Source organism: Methylomarinovum caldicuralii (assembly GCF_033126985.1).
Lineage (GTDB): Bacteria > Pseudomonadota > Gammaproteobacteria > Methylococcales > Methylothermaceae > Methylohalobius > Methylohalobius caldicuralii.
Map to the genome: position 1 here is coordinate 1,568,449 of NZ_AP024714.1, position 20,735 is coordinate 1,589,183.

Consider the following 20,735-nt stretch of genomic DNA (forward strand, 5'->3'; position numbering starts at 1 on the left):
AGGTACATCATGCACATTTTCATCACCGGCGCCACCGGTTTCATCGGCCGGAACCTGTGCCGCTCGCTGCTGGAGCAGTCCCATACCCTGACGGTGCTGAGCCGCCGGCCGGACAACCGGGTGCGGGAGATCTGCGGCGATGTCGCCGTGATCCACAGTCTGGAGGAACTGACCCCGGCCCACCGCTTCGACGCCATCATCAATCTGGCCGGCGAACCCATCATCGGCCCGCGCTGGAGCGAGGCGCGCAAACGGCGACTGTGGGACAGCCGCGTCACCCTGACCGAACGGCTGGCGGACTGGATCGCCCGCTCCGAAACCAAACCGCAGGCACTGCTTTCCGGTTCGGCAGTAGGATATTACGGTGACCAGGGGGACCGGGTCCTCGACGAAGACACGCCGCCGGTGGAAAGTGGATTCGGCCAGCGGCTTTGCGCCGCCTGGGAGGCGGCCGCCCGCAAAGCCGAGGATGCCGGGGTGCGGGTATGTTTGCTGCGGACCGGCCCGGTACTGGGCCACGGCGGCCTGTTGGCGCGGATGCTGCCGGCCTTCAAACTGGGGCTCGGGGGCCGCCTGGGTGACGGCAGGCAGTGGCTCGCCTGGATTCACATCGACGACCACGTCCGTGCCAGCGAATTTCTGCTGGCCCACCCCACCCTTTCGGGCCCCTTCAACGTCACCGCCCCCCATCCGGTCACCAATGCCGAATTCACCGCCACCCTGGCGCGGTTGCTGAAGCGCCCGGCCTTCTTCCACGTGCCGGCCTCCGTGCTCAGACTGCTGATGGGCGAAATGGCGGAAATCCTCCTCGGCAGTCAGCGGGCCGTTCCCAAACGCCTGCAGGAGGCCGGCTTTCAATTTCGTTTCCAGACCCTGGAGCCGGCACTGCGCGCCATCCTCCAGACGGGATGATTCGCTACGACCTGGTGACGGTCTGGCGCCTGCCGGCATCGCCGGCGCGGGTCTGGAACGTGCTGGCACAGGCGCAAAGCTGGCCCCGGTGGTGGCCGGAGGTGGAAAAGGTCGAAATCCTCACCCCGGAAAACCCCGTCGGCGTGGGGGCCCGTCACCGCCATCACTGGCGCACCCGTTTGGGCTACCGGCTGTGCTTTGAGCTGGAAGTGCTCCGCCTCGAGCCTTTGAGGCGGGTGGACACCCGCGTGAGCGGCGATCTGGTCGGCCGGGGGCGCTGCCTCCTGCGGGGTGCCGGCAACATGACCGTGGTGCGCGTCGATTGGCACGTCCACACCACCAAAGCCTGGATGAACCGCATTTCAGCGCTGGCGAAACCGGCGTTTGTGTGGAATCACTCCCGGCTCATGGCCTCCGGGGAGGCGGCCTTGGCGGCGCTGCTGTCTTCGGCAGCGAACAGCTCGTCCGCCAGCGGCACCTCCTGCCACTCGAGATAATCCAGCCTTTCCGGCCCGATTCGTACCGCCACTTGGAGGGCGTAGCCTTCGCCGACCCGAAGCTGCATCGACACCACCTGGCTTTGGCCGCGGTGGATGGGAATGCCCGGAATCACCGGAAACGGCGGATTCTTGCCCTCGCGGCGGCCCCGGAGAAACACCTCCACCGCCTCGGGATCGATTCCCGGCAGGGCCCTGAGCAGCGCCGGTGGCGCCGAAAACGGGTCGATGCCGTTTCGATGGCTGTGGATCGTCACCCAGGGCAGCAGGGCGCGGGTAAGATCCGGGGTCATGCCCAACACCATGCCCACCTCCTCCACGGCCCGGAAGGGACGGTTGGCCGGCCCGTAGTCCAGGCCTGCCGCCGCATAGTCGTCGGCCTCGGCCCCGTGGGGGTGGGTATCGTCATCGCCGTCACGCCAGTCGAGAATGGCGTCGGCCAGCTCCACCGCCTGCTGTTCGTCGGCGCCGGCCAGTTTCAAGGCCGTCTGCAGCAACAGAGCCGGAGCCTGGTTGAGATCCACCTTGCCGCTTTCGTCCGCCAGCCGCAGCCTGACCGGCACCCCGTCCCAGCGCCAGTCATAGACGTTGCCTTCGGCCCGCCAGCGCAGTTGGGGGTCGGGCAGCTTCAGACGGTAGGCGGCGTAGTGGATCGCCGCCTCGGCCACCGCCCGCCAGTGGGGCACCTGGACGTGGTAACCGGCCAGCCGTGCCTCGCGCCGCACCCCCAGGCCGAAACTGGCCGCCAGTAGGCTCAAAAGCGCCACCACCCACAGGACCACGACCAACGCGACGCCGTGCTGTCTCATCGGATGGGCACCCCGCCGAATTCGAACGGATTGCCTGTAACGACCCCCGCGCCGCTTTGTCCGTGACGCAAACGCACGACCCACGGCGGCCAGGCCGGACCCGCCGCCTTCACGGCCACTTCCACCAATTGGGGCAGGCGGTTCTCGTCCCAGGTGTCGAACCAGTCCTCCCCGTCGAAATAGCGGAACCGGACGTGTTCCACCCCTTCCAACAGCACCAGCCGGCGCATTTCCACCTCGGCTTCGGATACCTCACCGTCGAGCGGCAACACCTCGACCACAAGCTGCTCGCCCCTGCGGTAGAGTTCGAAACGCTGCGGCCCTTTGAGGTCGATTACCAGGGGAGGAAAGGCGATGAAACGCAACCGCGTCGCCTCCCCCTGCAGCGGCGGCTCGTCGCGGTTGTCGGGCCAGACCAGGGCAGCGGCAAGCCGGCGGCGCAGGAACCTTCCCAAACTCAGGCGGTCATCCAGGGCCGCCGCCTGGGGCTCGGCCGCCTCCCAGCTGCGGGCGCCGACGGTCAGCACGCCGAACACCAGCGTGAGCATCAGCCCGAACAGGGCCAGGGCGATCAGCACTTCCACCAGGGTGAAGCCGCGCGCGTTCACAATGCCGGCGCCAGACGCAGGGTGGTCAGACGATAACGGCGCCCGCGGCCGCCTTCCCGCCAGCCGACCACGACCGTCACCTGCCACAGGCGCTGGTTGCCGATCTCTTCGACATTCTCCCCCACCTGCGGATCAAGCTGGTTCAGAGACACTGGGGTCAGAGCGACCTGCCAGTGCAGCCCCTGCCATTCCCCTTCGCGCTCGCCTTCCTCCAGGGGCCATTCGCTGCCGACCCGCGCCAGCTGCGATTCGGCCAGGGCCGCGGCGCGGGTGACGGTTTCGGCACGGCCCAAAAGCCGCGCCCCGCCGCCGAAAGCCTGCAGCAACACCGCCGCCGACAGGGCCATGAGGGTGAAGGCCACCATGATTTCCAGCAGGGTGAAACCGCGTTGGCGCTTCACGGCGACATCTCCGCGATTGCAACCCGGCCGGTGAGCCAGTTGACGTCCACCCGGCGGCGGCGTTCCTTCCAGGCGAGGATCACCCGCCCGCCGGTGGCGGAACCGTCGGGGAAGAAACGGATCCGCCCGCGTCCCGAATCCTCCCGCTCCCCGGCGACGGTTTCCAGGGTCAGGTCGATGAAATCCGGCAACGGTTTGAAGGGCCTGCGGTCGATGCGGTAGCGGTGGGCATCCACGTCGAGCACGAACACGGCCTCACGCGCCTGGGACAGGGCGATGCCGCGGGCACCGCGCAGGCCGTCGGCCACCTCGCGCACCGCGGCGCGGAAGCGCAGGCCGTCGTAGCTGCGGGCGAAATGGGGGGCGACGAAGGCGAATCCCAACCCCAGAATCGCCAGCACCACGGTCAGTTCCAGCAAAGAAAAACCGGAATCAGAACGCCAGTTCATTGACGCTCACCACCGCCATGAGGATGGAGACGATGATGGCAGCGATCACCACCCCGAGACCGACGATGAGCGCCGGCTCCAGCAGGGTCAGCAGGCGCTGGATGGCGGTGCGCACCTCGTCCTCGTAGATGTCCGCCATGCGGGTCAGCATCTGCGGCAACTGGCCGGTTTCCTCCCCCATGCGGATCATCTGCAGCGCCATCACCGGAAAATGGCCGGTTTCCTCCAGGGCTGTGGAAATGTCGCCGCCGGCGCGGAGCTTTTCCGCCGCCTCGCCGACCGCCTCGCGCAGCACCCGGTTTGAAAGGGTTTCGCGCACGATCTCCAGCGCCGGCAACAGCGCCACGCCGGAGGTCAGCAGCGTCGCCAGGGTCTGGCTGAAGCGCGCCACCTCCACCCGGATCAGCAACGGCCCCAGCAGCGGCAGGTTCAGCAGCCAGCGGTGGAAACGGTAACGGTGACCGGGATCGGCCAGCCAGTACTGGAAACCGCGAATCGCCAGCAGCACGGCGATCAAGGCCAGCCAGCCGTAGCGGCGCACCCCGTCCGCCGCCGCCATCACGATCTGGGTGGGCAGGGGGAGTTCCTTGCCGGCGCTAGCGAACATCTCCTCGAACTGGGGCACCACGAAGGTGAGCAGCACCAGCAGGGAGGCGGCCGCCATCACCACCAGAATCGCCGGATAGATCAATGCGGAAATCACGCTGGCGCGCAGTTCCTGGCTGCGCTGCAGGTAATCGGCCAGCCGCTGCAAGACCTGATCCAGGGTGCCGCCGGCCTCGCCGGCGCGCACCATGTTGACGTAGAGGCGCGAGAACGCCTTGCCTTCCGCCTCCAGGGCCGCCGACAGCTGCGCCCCGCCCTTCACCTTCTCCAGAATCCGGGCGCTGATCTGGTGCAGCGCCGAGTCCTCCGGAAACAGCTCCAGCAGCACCTTGAGGGAGCGGTCCAGGGGTAGGCCTGCCCCGAGCAGGGTCGCCAGTTCACGGGTGAAGGCCAGCACCTCCTTCTGGCGCAGGCGCCGCCCGCCGTGGCGCCACAGCCCCAGCCACGAGGCCTTCTCCGCCGGCACCACCTTGAGCGGCAGCAGATCCTCCTCCTGGAGCTGGCGCATCAGCGCCGCCTCGTCGGGGGCGCTGCGCAGGGTTTCCAGGGTTTCCCCGCGGCGGCTGACCGCCTTGACCAGATAATCAGGCATGGTCAGTCACAGGTCACCCGCAGGATTTCCTCCAGGGTGGTCTGCCCCGCCAAAGCCTTGAGCAGACCGTCCTGATACATGGTGCGCATCCCCTCGGACAGAGCGGTCTGCTCGATCTCGCGGGCCTGGGCGTGCTGGAGGATCTGACGGCGGATGGTATCGGAGACTTCGAGAAATTCGTGGATCGCCAGCCGGCCGCGGTAGCCGATGCCGTTGCAATGGTCGCAACCTGCCGCCTGATACAGCACCGGCTTCTGACCCGGCCGCAACAGCTTCGCCAGACCGGTCTCCTCCACCGCCTCCGGCAACAGTTCCTTGGGCTGTTTGCAGTGATCGCACAGGCGCCGCACCAGACGCTGGGCCAGAATGCCGTTGACGGTGGAGGAGATCAGATAGTCCTCCAGCCCCATGTCGAGCAATCGGGTCACGCCGCCGGCGGCGTCGTTGGTGTGCAGGGTCGAGAGCACCAGGTGGCCGGTGAGCGCCGACTGCACCGCGATGCGGGCGGTTTCCAGATCGCGCATTTCCCCGATCATGATCACGTCCGGGTCCTGGCGCACGATGGCGCGCAGGGCGCCGGCGAAATCCAGGCCGATGTCGGGCTTGACCTGGATCTGATTGACGCCGGTGAGCTGGTACTCCACCGGGTCCTCCACAGTGATGATCTTGCGCTCGGCGGTGTTGAGCTTGTCGAGGGCGGTGTAGAGGGTGGTGCTCTTGCCGCTGCCGGTGGGCCCGGTGATCAGCAGAATGCCGTGGGGCAGGTTCAGGACCTTGAGAAAGCGCGCCAGGGTGTCGTCGGCAAACCCCAGGGTGGCGAAATCCAGGGTCACCTGTTCCTTGTCGAGCAGGCGGATCACCACGCTTTCGCCGTACAGGGTCGGCACCGTGGAGACGCGCAGGTCCAGCTCCCGCCCCTGCACCTGGACCTTGATGCGCCCGTCCTGGGGCAGACGGCGCTCGGCGATGTTGAGGTTGGCCATCAGCTTGACCCGCGAGATCACCGCCGCCGCCGAACGCACCGGGGGGGCATCGATGGGACGGAGGATGCCGTCGATGCGCAGGCGCACCTGGAGCTGGTCCTCGAAGGGTTCGATGTGGATGTCGGAGGCACGCAGTTCCACCGCCTGCTGCAAGATCTGGTTGACGCTGCGGATCACCGGCGCCTCGGAGGCCATGTCGCGCAGGTGCTCGACATCGGCATCGTCGAGGCTCTCGGTCAGGTCCGGCGCCGCCGCTTCCTGCTCGTACTGACGCCGCAGGGCGTTGTCGATGTCGGAGGCCAGCCCGACCCTGAAGCTCAGCGGCCGGTCGCAGGCCAGTTGCAGCGCCTGGCGCAGATAGCCATCGAGGGGATCGGCGACCGCGACCTCGTAACCGGCCTCGGTGGCCGCCAGCCCCACCGCCCGCCAGGTCTTGAGAAAGCGCAAGGATACCGTTTCCGGCAGCACCGGGGCGTCGGGATAGGCGTTCGCATCGGCCAGCGGTAGGCCGGTCACCTGGGCCAGGGCCTCGGCCACGTCACGCTCGGCCACCAGCCCCAGCTTGACCAGCAGCAGCGGCAGGCTGTCGTCGCCCTCTTCCAGCAGGCGTCTGGCGCGGTTGAGATCGGCCGGGCGCAGCCTGCCGGTTTCCAGCAGACGGGCGGCGAAGGTCTCGTAATCGGGCGGGGAAAGGTAGGTTTCGAGGGCAACGGCCATGACCAAGGCTCCGAAGTTTTTGCGTTTGGATCGTGCGTCCGGCCCCGGGTTCCCGTCAGCGCCCGGAACGGAAGATGTCGGAATACTTGCGTTGTTCGGAGGCCGACAGCCCGGTTCCCGGCAGGCCGGTGGTCACCCGCACCCCGTGACGACCGAAGGTGAGCCAGAAGCCGCGCCGCCCGAGCGACAGGGAAACCCCGCCCTTGCTCAGGTTCAGATACACCCAGCCGGGAACGATGGGAATGCGGCGGTAGAATCTTATCCGCATCGGCTCATTCCGGCGTCACCGGCGTCAGCCACTCGGGATGGTCGGTGCGGCGGCCGTGGACGTAATCGAAATACAGGCTCTGGAGCCGCTCGGTGACCGGCCCGCGGCGGCCGCTGCCGATGGTGCGGCCGTCCAGCTCCCGGATCGGGGTGATCTCGGCGGCGGTGCCGGTGAAAAAGGCCTCGTCGGCGACGTACACCTCGTCGCGGGTGATGCGCTTTTCGATCACCTCGATACCAAGCTCGCGGGCGATGGTCATCACCGTGTCGCGGGTGATGCCTTCGAGCACCGAAGTGAGATCCGGGGTGTAGAGCTTGCCGCCGCGGACGATGAACAGGTTCTCGCCGCTGCCTTCGGCCGCATAGCCTTCGTGATCCAGCAGCAGGGCCTCGTCGTAGCCGCAGTCGAGGGCTTCCTGCAGGGCCAGCATGGAATTGACGTAATTGCCGTTGGCCTTGGCCTTGCACATCAGGCTGTTGACGTGATTGCGGGTGAAGGAGGAGGTCCGCACCCGGATGCCCTGCTCCAGCGCCTCCGAACCCAGATAGGCGCCCCATTCCCAGGCCGCCACCATGACGTGGACCTTGAGATTGTCGGCCCTAAGCCCCATCCCCTCGGCGCCATAGAAACACATGGGGCGGATGTAGGCGCTGTCGAGGCGGTTGCGGAACACGGCCTCGCACTGGATGCGGCCCAGGGTGTCCTTGTCGTAAGGAATCCGCATCCCCATGATGTGGGCGGAGCGGAACAGGCGGTCGGTGTGTTCCTGGAGGCGGAAGATGGCGGTCCCCTGCTGGCCGTAGTAGGCTCTCAAGCCCTCGAACACCCCGCCGCCGTAATGGAGGGTGTGGGTCAGCACGTGCACCTTGGCCTCGCGCCAAGGCAGCCATTGTCCATCGAGCCAGATTTCCCCGTCGCGGTCGTGTGTCGGCATCCTTATGCTTCTCCTGTCGCCGTTTCTTCTATGAGTCGCCGCCAGAGCGCCTCGACGCGGGCGCGGCGGTCGCGGAATTCGCTCTGTGGCACCAGCGCCGGCTGTTCCTGCAGCGCCAGGCGGTGGGCCCGGCTGCGGTAGTCGAGGTAGGTTTGCTGCAGGAAGGCGGCATCGTCCCCTTCCAGCCAGCCGATGGCCGCCAGGGCGTCCAGCAGGCGCAGATTGTCGCTCCAGCGGAAGGCCTCCGGCTGCCGACGGGCGTGGGCCAAACAGCCGAATTGTACTATAAACTCGATGTCCACCATACCGCCGACGCCCTGCTTGAGATCAAAGCGCTCGGCATCGCTGCGGTCGAGGTGTTCGCGCATTTTCAGGCGCATGTCGATCACCTCGCGGCGCAACGTGGTCGGATCGCGCTCGCGGCAGAGAATCTCCCGGCGCACGGCGGCAAACTCCTGGGCCAATTCCGCGTCTCCGGCCACCGGACGGGCCCGCACCAACGCCTGATGCTCCCAGGTCCAGGCTGCCTCCCGCTGATAGCGGGCGAACGCCGCCAGGGAAGTGACCAGCAGGCCGGCGTTGCCGCTGGGGCGCAGACGCATGTCGATCTCGTACAGCACCCCGTGATACACCGGCGTGGTCAGGATATGAATGATGCGGCGCCCCAGGCGGATGAAGAACTCGCTCACCGCCACCGGCCGAGGTCCCCCCGTCTCGGCGTTGGCGTCGCCCTGGTACAGGAACACCAGATCCAGGTCGGAACCGTATCCCAACTCGATGCCGCCCAGTTTACCGTAGCCGATGATGGCGAAATCCTTCGGGGCATCAGCGGTGGCGCCCGGGGGCGGGCCGTGTTTGGCGCTCACGTGGCGCCAGGCCAGTTCCAGGGTTTTGGCCAGAATCACCTCGGCGATCTCGGTGAGATAGTCGCTGACCACGTTGGTGGGGATCGCCCCGCTCAGATCGGCGGCCGCCACCCGCAGTACCTGGGCATGCTTGAAATAACGCAGCTGATTGAGCACGGCTTCCTCGTCCTCGGGATCGGGGACGGCCAGCTGCGCCTCCAGCTCCGCCTGCAGCTGGGCGCGCTTTAAGGGGGCATAGAGCTGGCGCGGGTCGAGCAGTTCGTCGAGCAAGGCCGGATGACGCGACAGCAACCGCGCGATCCAGGGACTCGCGCCCACCAGACGGATCAGATGCGCCCGCGCCTGGGGGTTTTCCGCCAGCAGGGAGAGATAGGCGCTGCGGCCGGCGATGGCCTCGATCAGATCGAGCATTCTAAGCAACGTGGTATCGGGCTGGTCGCTGCGGCCCGCCGCCTCGATCAGGGCGGGCATGAGGCGGTCCAGAATCTGTTCCGCCTCCGCCCCCAGGGACTGAAGCGCACGCGATTGGCGCAGCGCTTCAAGACGCCTGAGGACAGCCCCAGCGTCCCGGTATCCCAGTTGGGTCAGGATTTCCCCTAGCGCCTCTGTTTCGGCCACCAGCTGCCAGACCCGTTCACCGGCGCCGCCGGCCTGCGGCTGCGGTTCGGCGAACACCTGATCGAAGCACTGCTGCACCCGCCCCCGCACGGCCTCAAGGTGCCGGCGCAGGCCGGCGGCATCGTCGAAACCCAGTCCCAAGGCCAGACGCTGCCATTCCACTTCCGTTTCCGGCAGTTTCTGGGTCTGCTGGTCGCGCCACTGCTGCAGGCGGTTTTCCACCCGGCGCAGGAATCGGTAGGACCCGATCAGGTCGTCGCTGTCCTCACGGGGCAACAGCCCCATCTGCCCCAGCCGGGCCAGGGTCGGCAGCAGGCGGCGTTCCTGCAGCTGGGGGCGGCGGCCGCCGTGAATCAGCTGAAACACCTGGGCGATGAATTCGATCTCGCGGATGCCGCCGGGTCCGAGCTTGACGTCGTCGAGGCGGTCGCGGCGCTGAAGTTCGGCGGTGATCTTGCGCTTGAGCGCGCGCAGGGCCTCCAGGGCGCGGTAATCGAGATAACGGCGATAGACGAACGGTTTGAGCAGCGCCATCAACCGCGCGCCGGCATCCATATCGCCGGCCACCGGACGCGCCTTGATCATGGCGTAGCGCTCCCAGTCACGCGCCTGCCCCTGATAGTAGAGATCCATGGCATCGAAGCTCCACACCAGGGGACCGGTATCGCCGAAGGGACGCAGGCGGGTGTCCACCCGGAACACAAAACCGTCCTCGGTCTGGGCGTTGAGCGCCTTGACCAGATCGCGGCACAGGCGCAGGTAGAATTCCTGATAGCTGGTGCTGCGCCGGTCTTCCAGCACGCCGTCGTACTCGTAGGCGAAGATCAGGTCGATGTCGGAGGAAAAATTCAGTTCCCAGCCCCCCAGTTTGCCCATCCCCAGCACCACCGGCAGTTGGGGTTGGCCGTCGGGACGGCGGGGGGTGTCGTAACGCTGGCAGGCCCGGGCGAACAGCCAGTCCAGGGCCGCCTGGATGCAGCTTTCCGCCAGCAGGGAGAGATCGCAGAGCACGTCCTCGATGGCGTCCCAGCCGCAGATGTCGCGCCAGGCGATGCGGACCATCTCGCGGTTGCGGAAACGGCGCAGGATACGGTGGAGGTCCTGAGGAGTTTCAGCCGCGCCCAGCAGGCGCTCCAGCTCACTGCGGTAGACGCCGCGGCGTTCGGCCCGGAAAAGATCGCCGCTGGCCACCAGATCGGCCAAAAGCAGCGGATGACGGATGCACTGATGGGCGACGAACTCGCTGCAGGCCCAGACCCGGGGCAGGCTGGCCAGCCAGTCGCCGGTGGCCAGCGTCACCGCCTCCCGCTCACAGGCTTCGATGAACTGCTGCCAACGCGGCTGAACCGATTCGGCAAGCTCCGGGGGCAAAGCGCTGAAATCCGGCGGGGGCAAGGTCATGGAAATGGAACCTCCTTCACGTTTCCTTGGATTTACCTGGCCGGCAGGCCTGAAGTCCGCTATTACTTAGCTGGATCATCCTAATGACCCAGGAGGGAAAAGCACGATGCGCCAGCGTTTCGAACGTTTCCGCCGTATCCGCCTCGGCGGCAAACACCGCTTCGACGATCTGGAGATCGGCAGCAAATTCGCCACCCACCAGTATCTGTGGGAGAAACTGGACGGTGAATCCGCCCTGATCCTCGACGTCATCGAACAGGGAAGCTGCGACATGCTCGGGCGCCGCCGCAGCTTCTTCCCCTGGACCGAGGTGGAGGGCGTCCACGCGCAGGAAACAGGCGGCCTTTAAGGCCGCCCGTCCTCACAGGCTGGGGGAAGACACCCCGGCATGGGTCTTCTCGTAGATCTCCTGGCACTGGATGCAACGCCGCGCCGTGGGATTGGCCCGCAGCCGGTCCAGGCCAATGGGCTGGTCACAGTCCTCGCAAATGCCGTAGGTGCCTTTGTAGAGCCGGATCAGGGCCTCGTCGATCTCCCGCAGCTCCTTGATGTGCAGGTCAATGGCAGCCAGGTTCAAATCCACCAGGAGATCAGCGAGGGAAGCCTCTTCCGGATCGTGCACCCGGCCGGCAAGCTCGATGAATTGCTCGTTGTCGCTACGCAGCAGCTCCTGCCGGATCTCTTCGCGCAATTCCCGATAGCGCTGCTTCAACAAGCGCTCGAATTCCTTAAGTTGCGCGTCCGTCAATACCGGTCCTGTCATGATGATCAAGTCTCCTTGTCCGTTTCCGTGTGTAACATCAACCGCAACGCCCGTCTGGGAAGCAGCGGTTCCGTGCCTTCGGCAGCGGTCGCCTGAAGGGTGTCCTCATAGACCGTGGTGAGGAATTTGACAAATTCCTGCTCCCGTTGCAAACGCTGCTGCAAATCTTCCGCCTCCCACATCCGATCCAGCAACCGCTTGGCATGGTGGTGCAGCGTGAGCACGATCACCTCCGGCGCCTGGGAAAAGGCATGACGCAGCTGCACCTGCAGCTGATCGATCGCCGCCAGATAACGCTCGTAGTCCCGCAGCTCCTGTTTCTGCTTCTTTTCCAGCAGGGTCAATTCCAGCTCGAACTGACGCCGCATGCGTTCCAGTTCCTGCTCCAGATGGAGCTGGCGCTTGCGCCGCTCGGCCTCCAGATCCAGCTCCACTTCGAGCTGGCGGCGACGCCATGCCAGCAGATCCGCTTCCCGTTCGCGGCGCCAGCGCCGCCTTTCCCCGCGAATCCCCCGCAGCATCTGCCGCAGGCGTTGGCCCCAGGTCATCCCGACGGTTTCAAAATCAGCGCGCATTCGCGACCCCAGCGTTCGTCCACCAAGGGCAACAAGGTCAGGTACAGTTCAGTCAGGGCCCGATAATCCCGCTGCGCCAGCCGCCGGCGGATCCAGCGACGACCCTCACGGCGCAGCGGGGACGGCAAAGCCTTGCGGGACCGGTGCCACAGGGCCCGGATCTGCTGGCGCCACAGACGCCAGAAAGCACCTTCCCCGCGCCGGCGCAGCCGCGCCCGGCGGCGCCGGTAACGCTGCAGTACACGCCAGCGGCGGCGCTGCAGGCGCACCAATGCCCGGTTTCGAATCATGCCTTTCCTGTCAGGAAATAATTTATAATGGGGTTATTCATTATCCAGACGCTTGGAGAACGAAAACCCATGAAATCCGTGATCGCCGTCATCATCGTTCTCGGTGTGATTTTCGTCCTGCCGGTGGCCTGTTCCGGCCGCGGCAAGATCCATGCATCCTCCCTGCGCAGCGCCTATGACTCCGTCCGCAAGGTGAAAAACTATATTCAGGACGATTCCAAAAAACTGGAATTCCAAATCGCCATCGGCACCCTCCAGCAGCTCAAGACGGAGGAAGGCGGCACCAAACTGTTCCTGAAAACCATCGACGGCAAGACCGCCGACGAGATCATCGCCTTGGCCAAGGAGGAAGTCAACGCCCGCATTCTCAAGGGCGACAAGCGCTTCGCCAAATACCAGTCCTGGGACCAGATGGTCGCCACGCTGACCAAGAACACCCCGCGGGTGATCGGCCGCGAGCGGCCCGAGCACGCATTCGAGGAATAATTCTCAAAACGTCCGCACCGCCGTGGACTTGAAATTGACCCACACGGGCTGACCCGGCGTCAGCCCCATCTCCCGGCACGAGGCCAAGGTCACCACGGCCTCGAAGCGCTCTCCCGCCACCACCGTCACCCGCACCTCGCCGCCTGTCTCCGCCAGCGCCACCACCCGCCCCCGGAAGCGGTTGCGCATGCTCGATTGCAGCGGCCGCAGGGACAAAACGATGTCGCGGGGATCGATGGCCACGTGGGTCGCCGTGACCGGCTCCGGCAGCCACAGGGCCAGCCCTTTTGTGAGGAAACGGTTTCCCTCGCAACGGCCGCGGAACACGTTGGCGGCAGGCGCCGGCACCAAACGCCCCTGGGACAGGGCGATCACCTGCCGGGCCAGGATCCGGCAGCGCTCGGCCGCATGATCGCTGAACACCGCCGCCCGCCCCTGTACCGCCCAGGCCGGAAGCCACCCCTCCAGCCAGCGCTGGGTGGCTGCGTCCAGATGGCTGAAGGGCTCGTCGAGCAGCAGCACCTCCGGTTCCAGCACCAGACAACGCGCCAGGGCAACCTGCTGGCGCTGGCCACCGGAAAGCATGGCTGCCGGCCGATCCGGATCGGCGCGGAAACCCACCGTCTCCAAGGCGGCCAGCGCCCGCCGGCGGCGGTCGCCGCCGCGCCGAAACCGCAAGCCCAGCATGACGTTGTCCAGCGCCGACCCCCGCAGCAGATAGGGGTGCTGCATCACCCAGCCGATGCGGCGCCGGTCGGCGCAGGTCAACGGTTTGCCCTGAAACAGCACCCGCCCCCGCCGCGGTGCCTCGATGCCAGCCAGCAGCCGCAACAGGGTGCTCTTGCCGGCGCCGTTCTCCCCCACCAAGGCGGTCACGCCCGGGACGATCTCCAGCCGCTCAATCGCCAGCACCGTGCGTCCATCATAACCGTGGCGGACCGCCTCCAGCCGGTACACCATGTCAGTCTCCTTCCTGCAACCAGGCCAGCAGGGCGTTGACGGCGAAGGCGACCGCCAGCAGGATCATGCCCAGCGCCAGGGCCAGCTCGAACTCGCCCTTGCCGGTTTCCAGGGCGATGGCGGTGGTCATGGTACGGGTGAAACCGGCGATGTTGCCCCCCAGCATCATCGCCACCCCCACCTCGGCGATGGCGCGGCCGAAGGCGGTCACCAGGGCAGCGGCGATGCCGGTACGCAATTCGGAGGCCAGATACCAGAGCTTGTGCAACCCTCCCGCCCCCAGCGCTTCCAGGGTGGGCAGCAGGCGAGGGTCGGCGCTCAGCACCGCGGTGCTGATCCAGTGGAGCAGCAGCGGCAGGATCAGCACCGCCTCACCGATGACGACCGCCACCGGGGTGTAGAGCAGGCCCCAGTCCCCCAGCGGTCCCCGCCGGCTCAGCAGGGCGTAGAGCAGCAGCCCTACCACCACGGTGGGCAGCGCCGTCAGGGAAGCGAGCAGCTGGCGCAGCCAGCGCCGCCCGGGAAACGCCCGCATGCCGATCAACACCCCCGCGGGCACGGCGATCAGGGCGGCCGCCGCCACCGCCGTCAGGGAAATCTTCAGGGAAGTGGAGACGATGCGCCACAGCTGCGGATCGCCGCTGAGCACCAGCTTCCAGGCGGCACGCAGGGAGGCTTCAAAAAAATCCATTCGCGTTACAATAACAGTTTCGTTCAATCCAGGGAAGACAACCATGCGCACCAGTCAGTTTCCGCTTCACACCCTTCGCGAAACCCCGGCCGACGCCGAGATCGTCAGCCATCAGCTGATGCTGCGCGCCGGGCTCATCCGCAAACTGGCCGCCGGCCTCTACACCTGGCTGCCGCTGGGCCTCAAGGTGCTGCGCAAGGTGGAGCAGGTAGTGCGCGAGGAGATGGACCGCGCCGGCGCCCTGGAGCTGTTGATGCCGGCCCTGCAGCCGGCGGAGCTGTGGCGCGAGTCGGGACGCTGGGACCAGTTCGGCCCGGAGCTGATCCGCCTCAAGGACCGCCACGAACGCGAGTTCTGCCTCGGCCCCACCCACGAGGAGGTCATCACCGACCTGGTGCGCACCGAAATCAAGAGCTACAAGCAGGTGCCGCTCAACTTCTATCAGATCCAGACCAAGTTCCGCGACGAGATCCGTCCCCGCTTCGGGGTCATGCGCGCCCGCGAGTTCATCATGAAGGACGCCTACTCCTTCCATCGGGACATGGACTCACTGCAACAGACCTACGAAGCCATGTACCGGGCCTACAGCGCCATCTTCTCCCGCCTGGGGCTGGACTTCCGCGCCGTGCTGGCCGATCCCGGCGCCATCGGCGGACATCTGTCCCACGAGTTTCACGTCCTGGCCGACTCCGGCGAGGACGCCATCGCCTTCTCCACCGAGAGCGACTATGCCGCCAATGTGGAGCTGGCCGAGGCGGTCGCCCCCCCCGAACCCCGCCCCGAGCCGGGCCAGCCCCTGGCGCTGGTGGATACCCCCAATCAGCACAGCATCGAGGAAGTCAGCCGCTTCCTCAAGGTGCCGCCACAGCAGATCCTCAAGACCCTGGTGGTCAGGGGCGAGGAAGGCCATCTGGTGGCCCTGCTGCTGCGCGGCGACCATGAGCTCAACCCCCACAAGGCGGAGAAGCTGCCGCAGGTGTCAGCCCCGTTGGAGTTTGCCAGCGAAGCGGAAATCCATGCGGTCGTCGGCTGCGGTCCCGGCTCCCTCGGTCCCATTGGATTGGATCTGCCCATGGTCTGCGATCGCAGTGCCGCTGTGCTGGCCGACTTCGTCTGCGGCGCCAATCAGGACGGCAGGCACTACACCGGGGTCAACTGGGAACGGGACGTACCGCTGCCGGAAGTGGCCGACATCCGCTACGTCCGGGAAGGCGATCCCAGCCCCGATGGCAAGGGGACCCTGGTGATCCGCCGCGGCATCGAAGTGGGCCACATCTTCCAGCTCGGCACCAAGTATTCCGAGGTCCTGGGCGCCACCATCCTCGACGAGAACGGCCGCGAGGAATACCTCATCATGGGCTGCTACGGCATCGGCATCAGCCGGGTGGTGGCCGCCGCCATCGAACAGCACCACGACGAACGTGGCATCGCCTGGCCGCAGGAGCTGGCCCCGTTCCAGGTGGCGCTGGTGCCGGTCAACATGCCCAAGTCCCAGCGCCTGCGCGACGAGGCTGAAAAGCTCTATGAGAAACTGAAGCAGGCCGGCCTCGACGTCCTGTTCGACGACCGCCCCGCCCGCCCCGGGGTCATGTTCGCCGACATGGAGCTGATCGGCATCCCCCACCGGGTGGTGCTCTCCGACCGCCTGCTCGACGCCGGCGAGGTGGAATACAAAGGCCGCAAGGATGCCGAGGCGCGCACGGTGGCGCGGGAGGAGATCGTGGCAATGCTGCGGGAAATGTTGGCGCGATGAGCAAAATCGCCAACCTTCACAGCCGTATCGTCAGTTTCATCTGGGGCATCGCTGACGACGTGCTACGCGATGTCTATGTGCGCGGCAAGTATCGGGACGTGATCCTGCCCATGACGGTGATCCGGCGGCTCGATGCCCTGCTGGAGCCTACCAAACCGGCTGTGCTGGCCATGAAGCAACAGCTTGACGAGGCCGGCATCGCCAACCAGCACGCGGCGCTCTGTCAGGCGTCGGGACAGGCCTTCTACAACACCTCGCCCTTCACCCTGCGCGATCTCAAGGCCCGCGCCAAGGCGCAGCAACTGCGGGCCGATTTCGAGGCCTATCTGGATGGTTTCTCGCCCAACGTGCAGGAGATCCTGGACAAGTTCAAGTTCCGCAACCAGATCGACACCCTGGTGGAGGCCGACATCCTCGGCCACCTGATCGAAAAGTTCCTCGACCCCACCATCAATCTCAGCCCCAACCCGGTGCTAAACCCCGACGGCACGGAGCGCCTGCCGGCCCTGGACAACCACGCCATGGGCACCATCTTCGAGGAGCTGATCCGCCGCTTCAACGAGGAGAACAACGAGGAGGCTGGCGAGCACTTCACCCCCCGCGATGTGGTCACCCTGATGGCCGACCTCATCTTCCTGCCCATCGCCGAGAAGATCGAATCCGGCACCTATCTGGTCTATGACGGCGCCTGCGGGACGGGCGGGATGCTCACCGTGGCCGAGGAGCGCCTGCAGCAACTGGCCGACCAGCACGGCAAGCGGGTTTCCATTCACCTGTTCGGGCAGGAGATCAACGCCGAAACCTTCGCCATCACCAAGGCCGACCTGCTGCTCAAGGGCGAGGGCATGGAGGCGGACAACATGAAGCACGGCTCCACCCTCTCCGCCGACGCCTTCCCCGAGAAAACCTTCGACTTCATGCTCTCCAATCCGCCCTACGGCAAGAGCTGGAAGACCGACCTGGAACGCCTCGGCGGCAAGGATGGCATCACCGATCCGCGCTTCGTGGTCGAACACGCCGGCGACCCCGAATACAAGATGATCACCCGCTCCTCGGACGGCCAGCTCATGTTCCTGGTCAACAAGCTGGCCAAGATGAAGCATGACACCCCGCTGGGCAGCCGCATCGCCGAGGTGCACAACGGCTCGGCCCTGTTCACCGGCGATGCCGGCTCCGGCGAGAGCAACATCCGCCGCTGGATCATCGAAAACGACTGGTTGGAAGCCATCGTCGCCCTGCCGGAAAACCTCTTCTACAACACCGGCATCGCCACCTACATCTGGCTGCTCACCAACCGCAAGGCGCCCGAACGCCGGGGCAAGGTCCAGCTCATCGACGCCACCCAATGGTTCGAACCCCTGCGCAAGAACTTAGGAAAAAAGAACTGCCGCCTGGGCGAGGAGCACATCCGGCACATCTGCGATCTGATCGTCAACCCGCGCGAGACCGAACAGAGCAAGCTCTTCCCCAATGAACACTTCGGGTACTGGAAGATTATTGTTGAGCGACCCCTGCGCTTGCGGGTGGACCTTGTCGGAAACCGCCTGGTGGCGCTGAACGAGGCTTGCGAGCAGGCCAGGGAACCCGACCTGCCGCGCCTTGCCCTGAAACTGGCCGAACACTTCGGTGCCGAGCCGCTGATGGATTACAACACCTTCATCGCCCGCGCCAAGTCCGAGGCCAAGGCCCCGGGCCTGCGCTGGACCGCCAAAAAGGAAAAACTGCTGCGCGAACACCTGACCGAAACCGACGAGAACGCCGAGCCGGTCATCAAAAAGGCGCACAAGCCCGGCAAGGCCGAGCCCGACCCGCTGCACGGCCGGTTCGAAGCGGAAATCGACGGCAAAACCGCCATCGTTCAATACGAGCCCGACACCAGCCTGCGCGACAGCGAGCAGGTGCCCCTGCTGGAAGCAGGCGGCATCGAAGCCTTTTTCCGCCGCGAGGTGCTGCCCTATGTACCCGACGCCTGGATCGACGAGAGCAAAACCCAGATCGGCTACGAAATCAGCTTCACCCGCGAGTTCTACAAACCCGCGCCCATGCGGTCGCTGGAGGAGATCGTCGCCGACATCCGCGCCTTGGAGCGGGAAACTGAAGGATTGTTGGATGACATTCTGGTGGAGGTGGCGCAATGAAGCTCAGGCCTTATCCGGAGTACAAGGATTCGGGGGTGTCGTGGCTTGAGGAAATACCTGCCACATGGCGGCTGCAACGACTTCGGAACGCGGTTGAACTGAAGGTGAGTAATGTAGACAAGCATATTAAGGACACCCTATTACCCACATCTTCCCCCTTCTCATAGGAATCAATGTCTTATCCGTTTTCTCTGAGGGAACTTGATCTCGGCCGCCCGGATGGCGGTCACGGCCTCCACGTAGGCGCTCAGTTTGGTCATGCCCTGCCACAGGGCTTTGGGGCCGGGTGGGGGATCGTTCTTGCGCCCCAGCCAGCCGCCAAAGCCGGCCACAATGCGGACGATGGCGCCCAAATCCGGCGGCGTCGCGGGCGGCGGGGTGCGATGGTGGATGGCCCAGGCGGTCTGCCATTCTTCGACAGAGAACACCACTTCACAGCACCACTCGGGATGTTCCCGCCCGAGCGTCATCAGCATCAGGATGCGCCAGGCGACGATCAGATACAGCACCAGGGCCCGTTCCAGGCGTTCCCGGGTGCGAAGTTGCAGGGCTTCGATGCGGCAGCCGCTTTTGAGGATGCGGAAGTAGACCTCGATCCACCACCGTTTGCGGTACCATTCGATGCGCGCTCTGGCCTGTTCCAGGGTGGTGATTTCTTCGTTGGTGATCAGGCACCATTCGACCGCTTCCTGGCCTTCGGGGGGCGCCTCTTCCCGGGCCAGGATGACGGTGACTTGGGGACCCGGGCCGCTGCGGGTCTTCAGTTCGACCCGGGCGAGCCGGATTGTTTGTGTGACCTGCCGGGCCGGGCGGTTGCCGCCGGCCGGCAGGTCAAAGGCGATCGTCCCCAACACCGGCTGGGCTTCGACCGCGGCCCGCAGTTTGCCATCGAGAGGGTCGTTGAGCTTGCGGTCGTGCTGCACCCGGATCAGGTAATCGGCGGCAAAGCCCAGCTGTTCGGCCCGGTCGATCAGGGCCCGAAGGTCACCTTCGCGGTCGGCGACATACACCAGCCGGGTCTCGGGCGCCAGGGCGGCCATCTCGGCCACCCGCTCATAACCTTCCACCCAACGCAGGCTTTCGGCCAGGTCCGGTTCCCCCTTGGGCAAACGCGCCCAGTGCCAGCAGTCGGTCACCCCCAGGGCCACGCCCGCCTCACTGATCACCAGCGTCGGATGCAGGTACAACCCCTGACGCTGCTCGTAATTCAGCCGTCCCAACCCCGCCATCGACGGCCGCCCGGAATAATCCAGCTCGGTGGTGTCCTGCAGGCACAGCACCCGCGACTGCTGCCGGATCCGTTCCAGGGTCGGCACACTGTGGGCCCGCAACACCTCCCGAAAATCCAGCCTGGCATTGTCCAGCAGCCGGTAGGCCGCCTTGGTCTCCGCCCAGCCACCCCCGCAAACGTTGGGAATGCTCGCCATCGGATCGCTTGCCATCGCTTCTATCACCCGGCACAGCCGCCGGTTCAGGCGGGCATCGCCCAGCGCCAGGGAAAAAATTCTTGTTCAGCCCAGCTCATGTCAACGCCTATCCAAAGAAATCAATATCTTACTGCAGGGGCGAGAGATGTGGGTAATAGGGTGACTTATTACCCGGCAAAATCGCCGCGTTCATCTACAGCTCGCACCACGAATACCGTTCCATAAAAACACCGGCCCTGGGCAGAACATGACCATTGTCTTAACGACCGTAACCGGCACAATTGCCGCCTGTCTCGCCGTCAGTTTATGCTCGCTGTCGAGTGCGATTGCGCTCTGGCTAAAACCTGAGACATTAAAATGGCTGGTACCCAATCTGGTGGCCTTGGCTGTTGGTGTACTGCTGGGCGATGCCTTCATTCATCTGATTCCCGATGCCATTCAGCGCCATGGGGCAGTCAGCGAGGTCTGTCTGACCGTGCTAATCGGTATGTTTGTTTTTTTCATGTTGGAAAAAGGCGTGCGCTGGCGTCACGACCACAACGTCGACACCCGCCCAACCACCGATCACATTTTGCCTTTGGCCAAAATGAATCTGATCGGCGATGCCATGCATAACTTTGTCGACGGCATTCTGATCGCGGGTAGCTTTCTGGCCGATCCGGTCATGGGACTGTACCCGTTCATTGCGCCAGGCCAAGCCTGGAGAAGGAGGAAGTTATGTAGAAGGAAAGACATCGCTGAAACCTTCAGAGCGACCTGACAGGTGCAAGTCCTGTCCGGCCAAGGCTGGCCACCAGCCGGAACCGAGTGTTGCGTGGTCGAGGAGCGATCCCGACTGCGAAGCGTACACAGGGGGCCTGTAGGCCGCGTGATGGAGCCTCGAAAGTACGGAATGCGGAGCCGACGTTGTTGAACGGACGGAAGGCAACAGGGGTGGTGCTGTACTGGCCTGGCATCATCCCTCCGCCGGGGTCGAAGAGCGGGGCATGCA

The 20,735-nt window shown here is 65.5% G+C and carries 22 protein-coding genes; 7 read left to right on the plus strand and 15 right to left on the minus strand.

The genetic code is table 11. The features are described 5' to 3' along the window. Window positions 1-9 precede the first annotated feature (9 nt). Together MCIT9_RS08025 and MCIT9_RS08030 are read left to right on the plus strand one after the other, a co-directional pair. Window positions 10-912 (plus strand): TIGR01777 family oxidoreductase, encoded by a 903-nt coding sequence (locus MCIT9_RS08025; RefSeq protein ID WP_317704388.1) that lies wholly within the window; start codon window positions 10-12, stop codon window positions 910-912. Next, complete coding sequence (locus tag MCIT9_RS08030) at window positions 909-1,409, plus strand: SRPBCC family protein (protein WP_317704389.1); 501 nt, start codon at window positions 909-911, stop codon at window positions 1,407-1,409. Before MCIT9_RS08025 ends, MCIT9_RS08030 begins: the two co-directional genes overlap by 4 nt. On the opposite strand, the gene MCIT9_RS08035 is transcribed toward MCIT9_RS08030, so the two are convergent. From MCIT9_RS08035 to glnE, 9 genes are read right to left on the minus strand one after another with little or no spacing between them, the layout of a single operon-like run. Further along, window positions 1,307-2,218: a type II secretion system minor pseudopilin gene (locus tag MCIT9_RS08035; RefSeq protein WP_317704390.1), complete on the minus strand. Its 912-nt coding sequence runs from the start codon at window positions 2,216-2,218 to the stop codon at window positions 1,307-1,309. The two genes, MCIT9_RS08030 and MCIT9_RS08035, sit on opposite strands and share 103 nt — an antisense overlap. After that, entirely contained in the window at window positions 2,215-2,826 is a 612-nt protein-coding gene (locus MCIT9_RS08040; protein WP_317704391.1) for a type II secretion system protein GspJ, read from the minus strand. Before MCIT9_RS08040 ends, MCIT9_RS08035 begins: the two co-directional genes overlap by 4 nt. Continuing rightward, entirely contained in the window at window positions 2,823-3,227 is a 405-nt protein-coding gene (locus MCIT9_RS08045) for a type IV pilus modification PilV family protein (RefSeq protein WP_317704392.1), read from the minus strand. Before MCIT9_RS08045 ends, MCIT9_RS08040 begins: the two co-directional genes overlap by 4 nt. After that, window positions 3,224-3,676, minus strand: a complete 453-nt coding sequence (locus MCIT9_RS08050) for a GspH/FimT family pseudopilin (protein WP_317704393.1) — start codon at window positions 3,674-3,676, stop codon at window positions 3,224-3,226. Before MCIT9_RS08050 ends, MCIT9_RS08045 begins: the two co-directional genes overlap by 4 nt. Further along, window positions 3,660-4,874, minus strand: coding sequence for a type II secretion system F family protein (locus MCIT9_RS08055; protein ID WP_317704394.1), 1,215 nt, complete (start codon window positions 4,872-4,874; stop codon window positions 3,660-3,662). The genes MCIT9_RS08050 and MCIT9_RS08055 overlap by 17 nt, the downstream gene beginning before the upstream one ends. A gap of 2 nt (window positions 4,875-4,876) precedes the next feature. Then, window positions 4,877-6,574 carry a type II secretion system ATPase GspE gene (gene gspE / locus MCIT9_RS08060; RefSeq protein ID WP_317704395.1) on the minus strand — a complete coding sequence of 566 codons (1,698 nt, stop codon included), beginning with the start codon at window positions 6,572-6,574 and terminating at the stop codon, window positions 4,877-4,879. 55 nt (window positions 6,575-6,629) lie between these two features. Further along, the gene (locus MCIT9_RS08065) at window positions 6,630-6,842 is read right to left on the minus strand and encodes a DUF4236 domain-containing protein (RefSeq protein ID WP_317704396.1); all 213 of its coding nucleotides are present in this window, start codon (window positions 6,840-6,842) and stop codon (window positions 6,630-6,632) included. A gap of 4 nt (window positions 6,843-6,846) precedes the next feature. Beyond that, window positions 6,847-7,776, minus strand: a complete 930-nt coding sequence (locus MCIT9_RS08070) for a branched-chain amino acid transaminase (protein ID WP_317704397.1) — start codon at window positions 7,774-7,776, stop codon at window positions 6,847-6,849. 2 nt (window positions 7,777-7,778) lie between these two features. Continuing rightward, window positions 7,779-10,661 (minus strand): bifunctional [glutamate--ammonia ligase]-adenylyl-L-tyrosine phosphorylase/[glutamate--ammonia-ligase] adenylyltransferase, encoded by a 2,883-nt coding sequence (glnE, locus tag MCIT9_RS08075; RefSeq protein ID WP_317704398.1) that lies wholly within the window; start codon window positions 10,659-10,661, stop codon window positions 7,779-7,781. A gap of 106 nt (window positions 10,662-10,767) precedes the next feature. Here glnE and MCIT9_RS08080 point away from each other — a divergent pair, with 106 nt between their 5' ends. Then, entirely contained in the window at window positions 10,768-11,010 is a 243-nt protein-coding gene (locus MCIT9_RS08080) for a hypothetical protein (RefSeq protein ID WP_317704399.1), read from the plus strand. 12 nt (window positions 11,011-11,022) lie between these two features. Here MCIT9_RS08080 and MCIT9_RS08085 read toward each other — a convergent pair whose 3' ends face one another. The 3 genes from MCIT9_RS08085 to MCIT9_RS08095 are packed head-to-tail and all read right to left on the minus strand — an operon-like array spanning window position 11,023 to window position 12,289. Next, window positions 11,023-11,424, minus strand: a complete 402-nt coding sequence (locus MCIT9_RS08085) for a TraR/DksA family transcriptional regulator (protein WP_317704400.1) — start codon at window positions 11,422-11,424, stop codon at window positions 11,023-11,025. A 5-nt stretch (window positions 11,425-11,429) separates the two neighbouring features. Continuing rightward, window positions 11,430-11,972: a hypothetical protein gene (locus tag MCIT9_RS08090; RefSeq protein ID WP_317704401.1), complete on the minus strand. Its 543-nt coding sequence runs from the start codon at window positions 11,970-11,972 to the stop codon at window positions 11,430-11,432. Beyond that, window positions 11,969-12,289: a hypothetical protein gene (locus MCIT9_RS08095; RefSeq protein WP_317704402.1), complete on the minus strand. Its 321-nt coding sequence runs from the start codon at window positions 12,287-12,289 to the stop codon at window positions 11,969-11,971. The genes MCIT9_RS08090 and MCIT9_RS08095 overlap by 4 nt, the downstream gene beginning before the upstream one ends. A 69-nt stretch (window positions 12,290-12,358) precedes the next feature. Between MCIT9_RS08095 and MCIT9_RS08100 the strand changes: the two genes are divergently transcribed. Continuing rightward, window positions 12,359-12,775 carry a hypothetical protein gene (locus MCIT9_RS08100; protein ID WP_317704403.1) on the plus strand — a complete coding sequence of 139 codons (417 nt, stop codon included), beginning with the start codon at window positions 12,359-12,361 and terminating at the stop codon, window positions 12,773-12,775. Between the two features lie 3 nt (window positions 12,776-12,778). On the opposite strand, the gene MCIT9_RS08105 is transcribed toward MCIT9_RS08100, so the two are convergent. Further along, complete coding sequence (locus MCIT9_RS08105) at window positions 12,779-13,735, minus strand: ATP-binding cassette domain-containing protein (protein WP_317704404.1); 957 nt, start codon at window positions 13,733-13,735, stop codon at window positions 12,779-12,781. Window position 13,736: 1 nt separating this feature from the next. Further along, window positions 13,737-14,426 carry an ABC transporter permease gene (locus tag MCIT9_RS08110; RefSeq protein ID WP_317704405.1) on the minus strand — a complete coding sequence of 230 codons (690 nt, stop codon included), beginning with the start codon at window positions 14,424-14,426 and terminating at the stop codon, window positions 13,737-13,739. Between the two features lie 43 nt (window positions 14,427-14,469). Here MCIT9_RS08110 and MCIT9_RS08115 point away from each other — a divergent pair, with 43 nt between their 5' ends. Further along, complete coding sequence (locus MCIT9_RS08115; protein ID WP_317704406.1) at window positions 14,470-16,179, plus strand: proline--tRNA ligase; 1,710 nt, start codon at window positions 14,470-14,472, stop codon at window positions 16,177-16,179. Further along, window positions 16,176-18,317 (plus strand): type I restriction-modification system subunit M, encoded by a 2,142-nt coding sequence (locus tag MCIT9_RS08120; RefSeq protein WP_317704407.1) that lies wholly within the window; start codon window positions 16,176-16,178, stop codon window positions 18,315-18,317. The genes MCIT9_RS08115 and MCIT9_RS08120 overlap by 4 nt, the downstream gene beginning before the upstream one ends. A gap of 170 nt (window positions 18,318-18,487) precedes the next feature. On the opposite strand, the gene MCIT9_RS08125 is transcribed toward MCIT9_RS08120, so the two are convergent. Then, complete coding sequence (locus MCIT9_RS08125; protein ID WP_317706715.1) at window positions 18,488-19,822, minus strand: IS4 family transposase; 1,335 nt, start codon at window positions 19,820-19,822, stop codon at window positions 18,488-18,490. A gap of 169 nt (window positions 19,823-19,991) precedes the next feature. Here MCIT9_RS08125 and MCIT9_RS08130 point away from each other — a divergent pair, with 169 nt between their 5' ends. Then, entirely contained in the window at window positions 19,992-20,504 is a 513-nt protein-coding gene (locus MCIT9_RS08130) for a ZIP family metal transporter (protein ID WP_317704408.1), read from the plus strand. Window positions 20,505-20,735: the final 231 nt, after the last annotated feature.

What these genes read in the sequence shown, in the direction of transcription:
- MCIT9_RS08130 (WP_317704408.1), top strand. Translation starts at nt 19,992, where the DNA reads ATGACCATTGTCTTAACGACCGTAACCGGCACAATTGCCGCCTGTCTC.
- MCIT9_RS08090 (WP_317704401.1), bottom strand. Translation starts at nt 11,972, where the DNA reads ATGACCTGGGGCCAACGCCTGCGGCAGATGCTGCGGGGGATTCGCGGG.
- MCIT9_RS08100 (WP_317704403.1), top strand. Translation starts at nt 12,359, where the DNA reads ATGAAATCCGTGATCGCCGTCATCATCGTTCTCGGTGTGATTTTCGTC.
- MCIT9_RS08055 (WP_317704394.1), bottom strand. Translation starts at nt 4,874, where the DNA reads ATGCCTGATTATCTGGTCAAGGCGGTCAGCCGCCGCGGGGAAACCCTG.
- MCIT9_RS08095 (WP_317704402.1), bottom strand. Translation starts at nt 12,289, where the DNA reads ATGATTCGAAACCGGGCATTGGTGCGCCTGCAGCGCCGCCGCTGGCGT.
- MCIT9_RS08080 (WP_317704399.1), top strand. Translation starts at nt 10,768, where the DNA reads ATGCGCCAGCGTTTCGAACGTTTCCGCCGTATCCGCCTCGGCGGCAAA.
- gspE (WP_317704395.1), bottom strand. Translation starts at nt 6,574, where the DNA reads ATGGCCGTTGCCCTCGAAACCTACCTTTCCCCGCCCGATTACGAGACC.
- MCIT9_RS08030 (WP_317704389.1), top strand. Translation starts at nt 909, where the DNA reads ATGATTCGCTACGACCTGGTGACGGTCTGGCGCCTGCCGGCATCGCCG.
- MCIT9_RS08110 (WP_317704405.1), bottom strand. Translation starts at nt 14,426, where the DNA reads ATGGATTTTTTTGAAGCCTCCCTGCGTGCCGCCTGGAAGCTGGTGCTC.
- MCIT9_RS08105 (WP_317704404.1), bottom strand. Translation starts at nt 13,735, where the DNA reads ATGGTGTACCGGCTGGAGGCGGTCCGCCACGGTTATGATGGACGCACG.
- MCIT9_RS08050 (WP_317704393.1), bottom strand. Translation starts at nt 3,676, where the DNA reads ATGAACTGGCGTTCTGATTCCGGTTTTTCTTTGCTGGAACTGACCGTG.
- MCIT9_RS08070 (WP_317704397.1), bottom strand. Translation starts at nt 7,776, where the DNA reads ATGCCGACACACGACCGCGACGGGGAAATCTGGCTCGATGGACAATGG.
- MCIT9_RS08085 (WP_317704400.1), bottom strand. Translation starts at nt 11,424, where the DNA reads ATGACAGGACCGGTATTGACGGACGCGCAACTTAAGGAATTCGAGCGC.
- MCIT9_RS08065 (WP_317704396.1), bottom strand. Translation starts at nt 6,842, where the DNA reads ATGCGGATAAGATTCTACCGCCGCATTCCCATCGTTCCCGGCTGGGTG.
- MCIT9_RS08115 (WP_317704406.1), top strand. Translation starts at nt 14,470, where the DNA reads ATGCGCACCAGTCAGTTTCCGCTTCACACCCTTCGCGAAACCCCGGCC.
- MCIT9_RS08025 (WP_317704388.1), top strand. Translation starts at nt 10, where the DNA reads ATGCACATTTTCATCACCGGCGCCACCGGTTTCATCGGCCGGAACCTG.
- glnE (WP_317704398.1), bottom strand. Translation starts at nt 10,661, where the DNA reads ATGACCTTGCCCCCGCCGGATTTCAGCGCTTTGCCCCCGGAGCTTGCC.
- MCIT9_RS08035 (WP_317704390.1), bottom strand. Translation starts at nt 2,218, where the DNA reads ATGAGACAGCACGGCGTCGCGTTGGTCGTGGTCCTGTGGGTGGTGGCG.
- MCIT9_RS08120 (WP_317704407.1), top strand. Translation starts at nt 16,176, where the DNA reads ATGAGCAAAATCGCCAACCTTCACAGCCGTATCGTCAGTTTCATCTGG.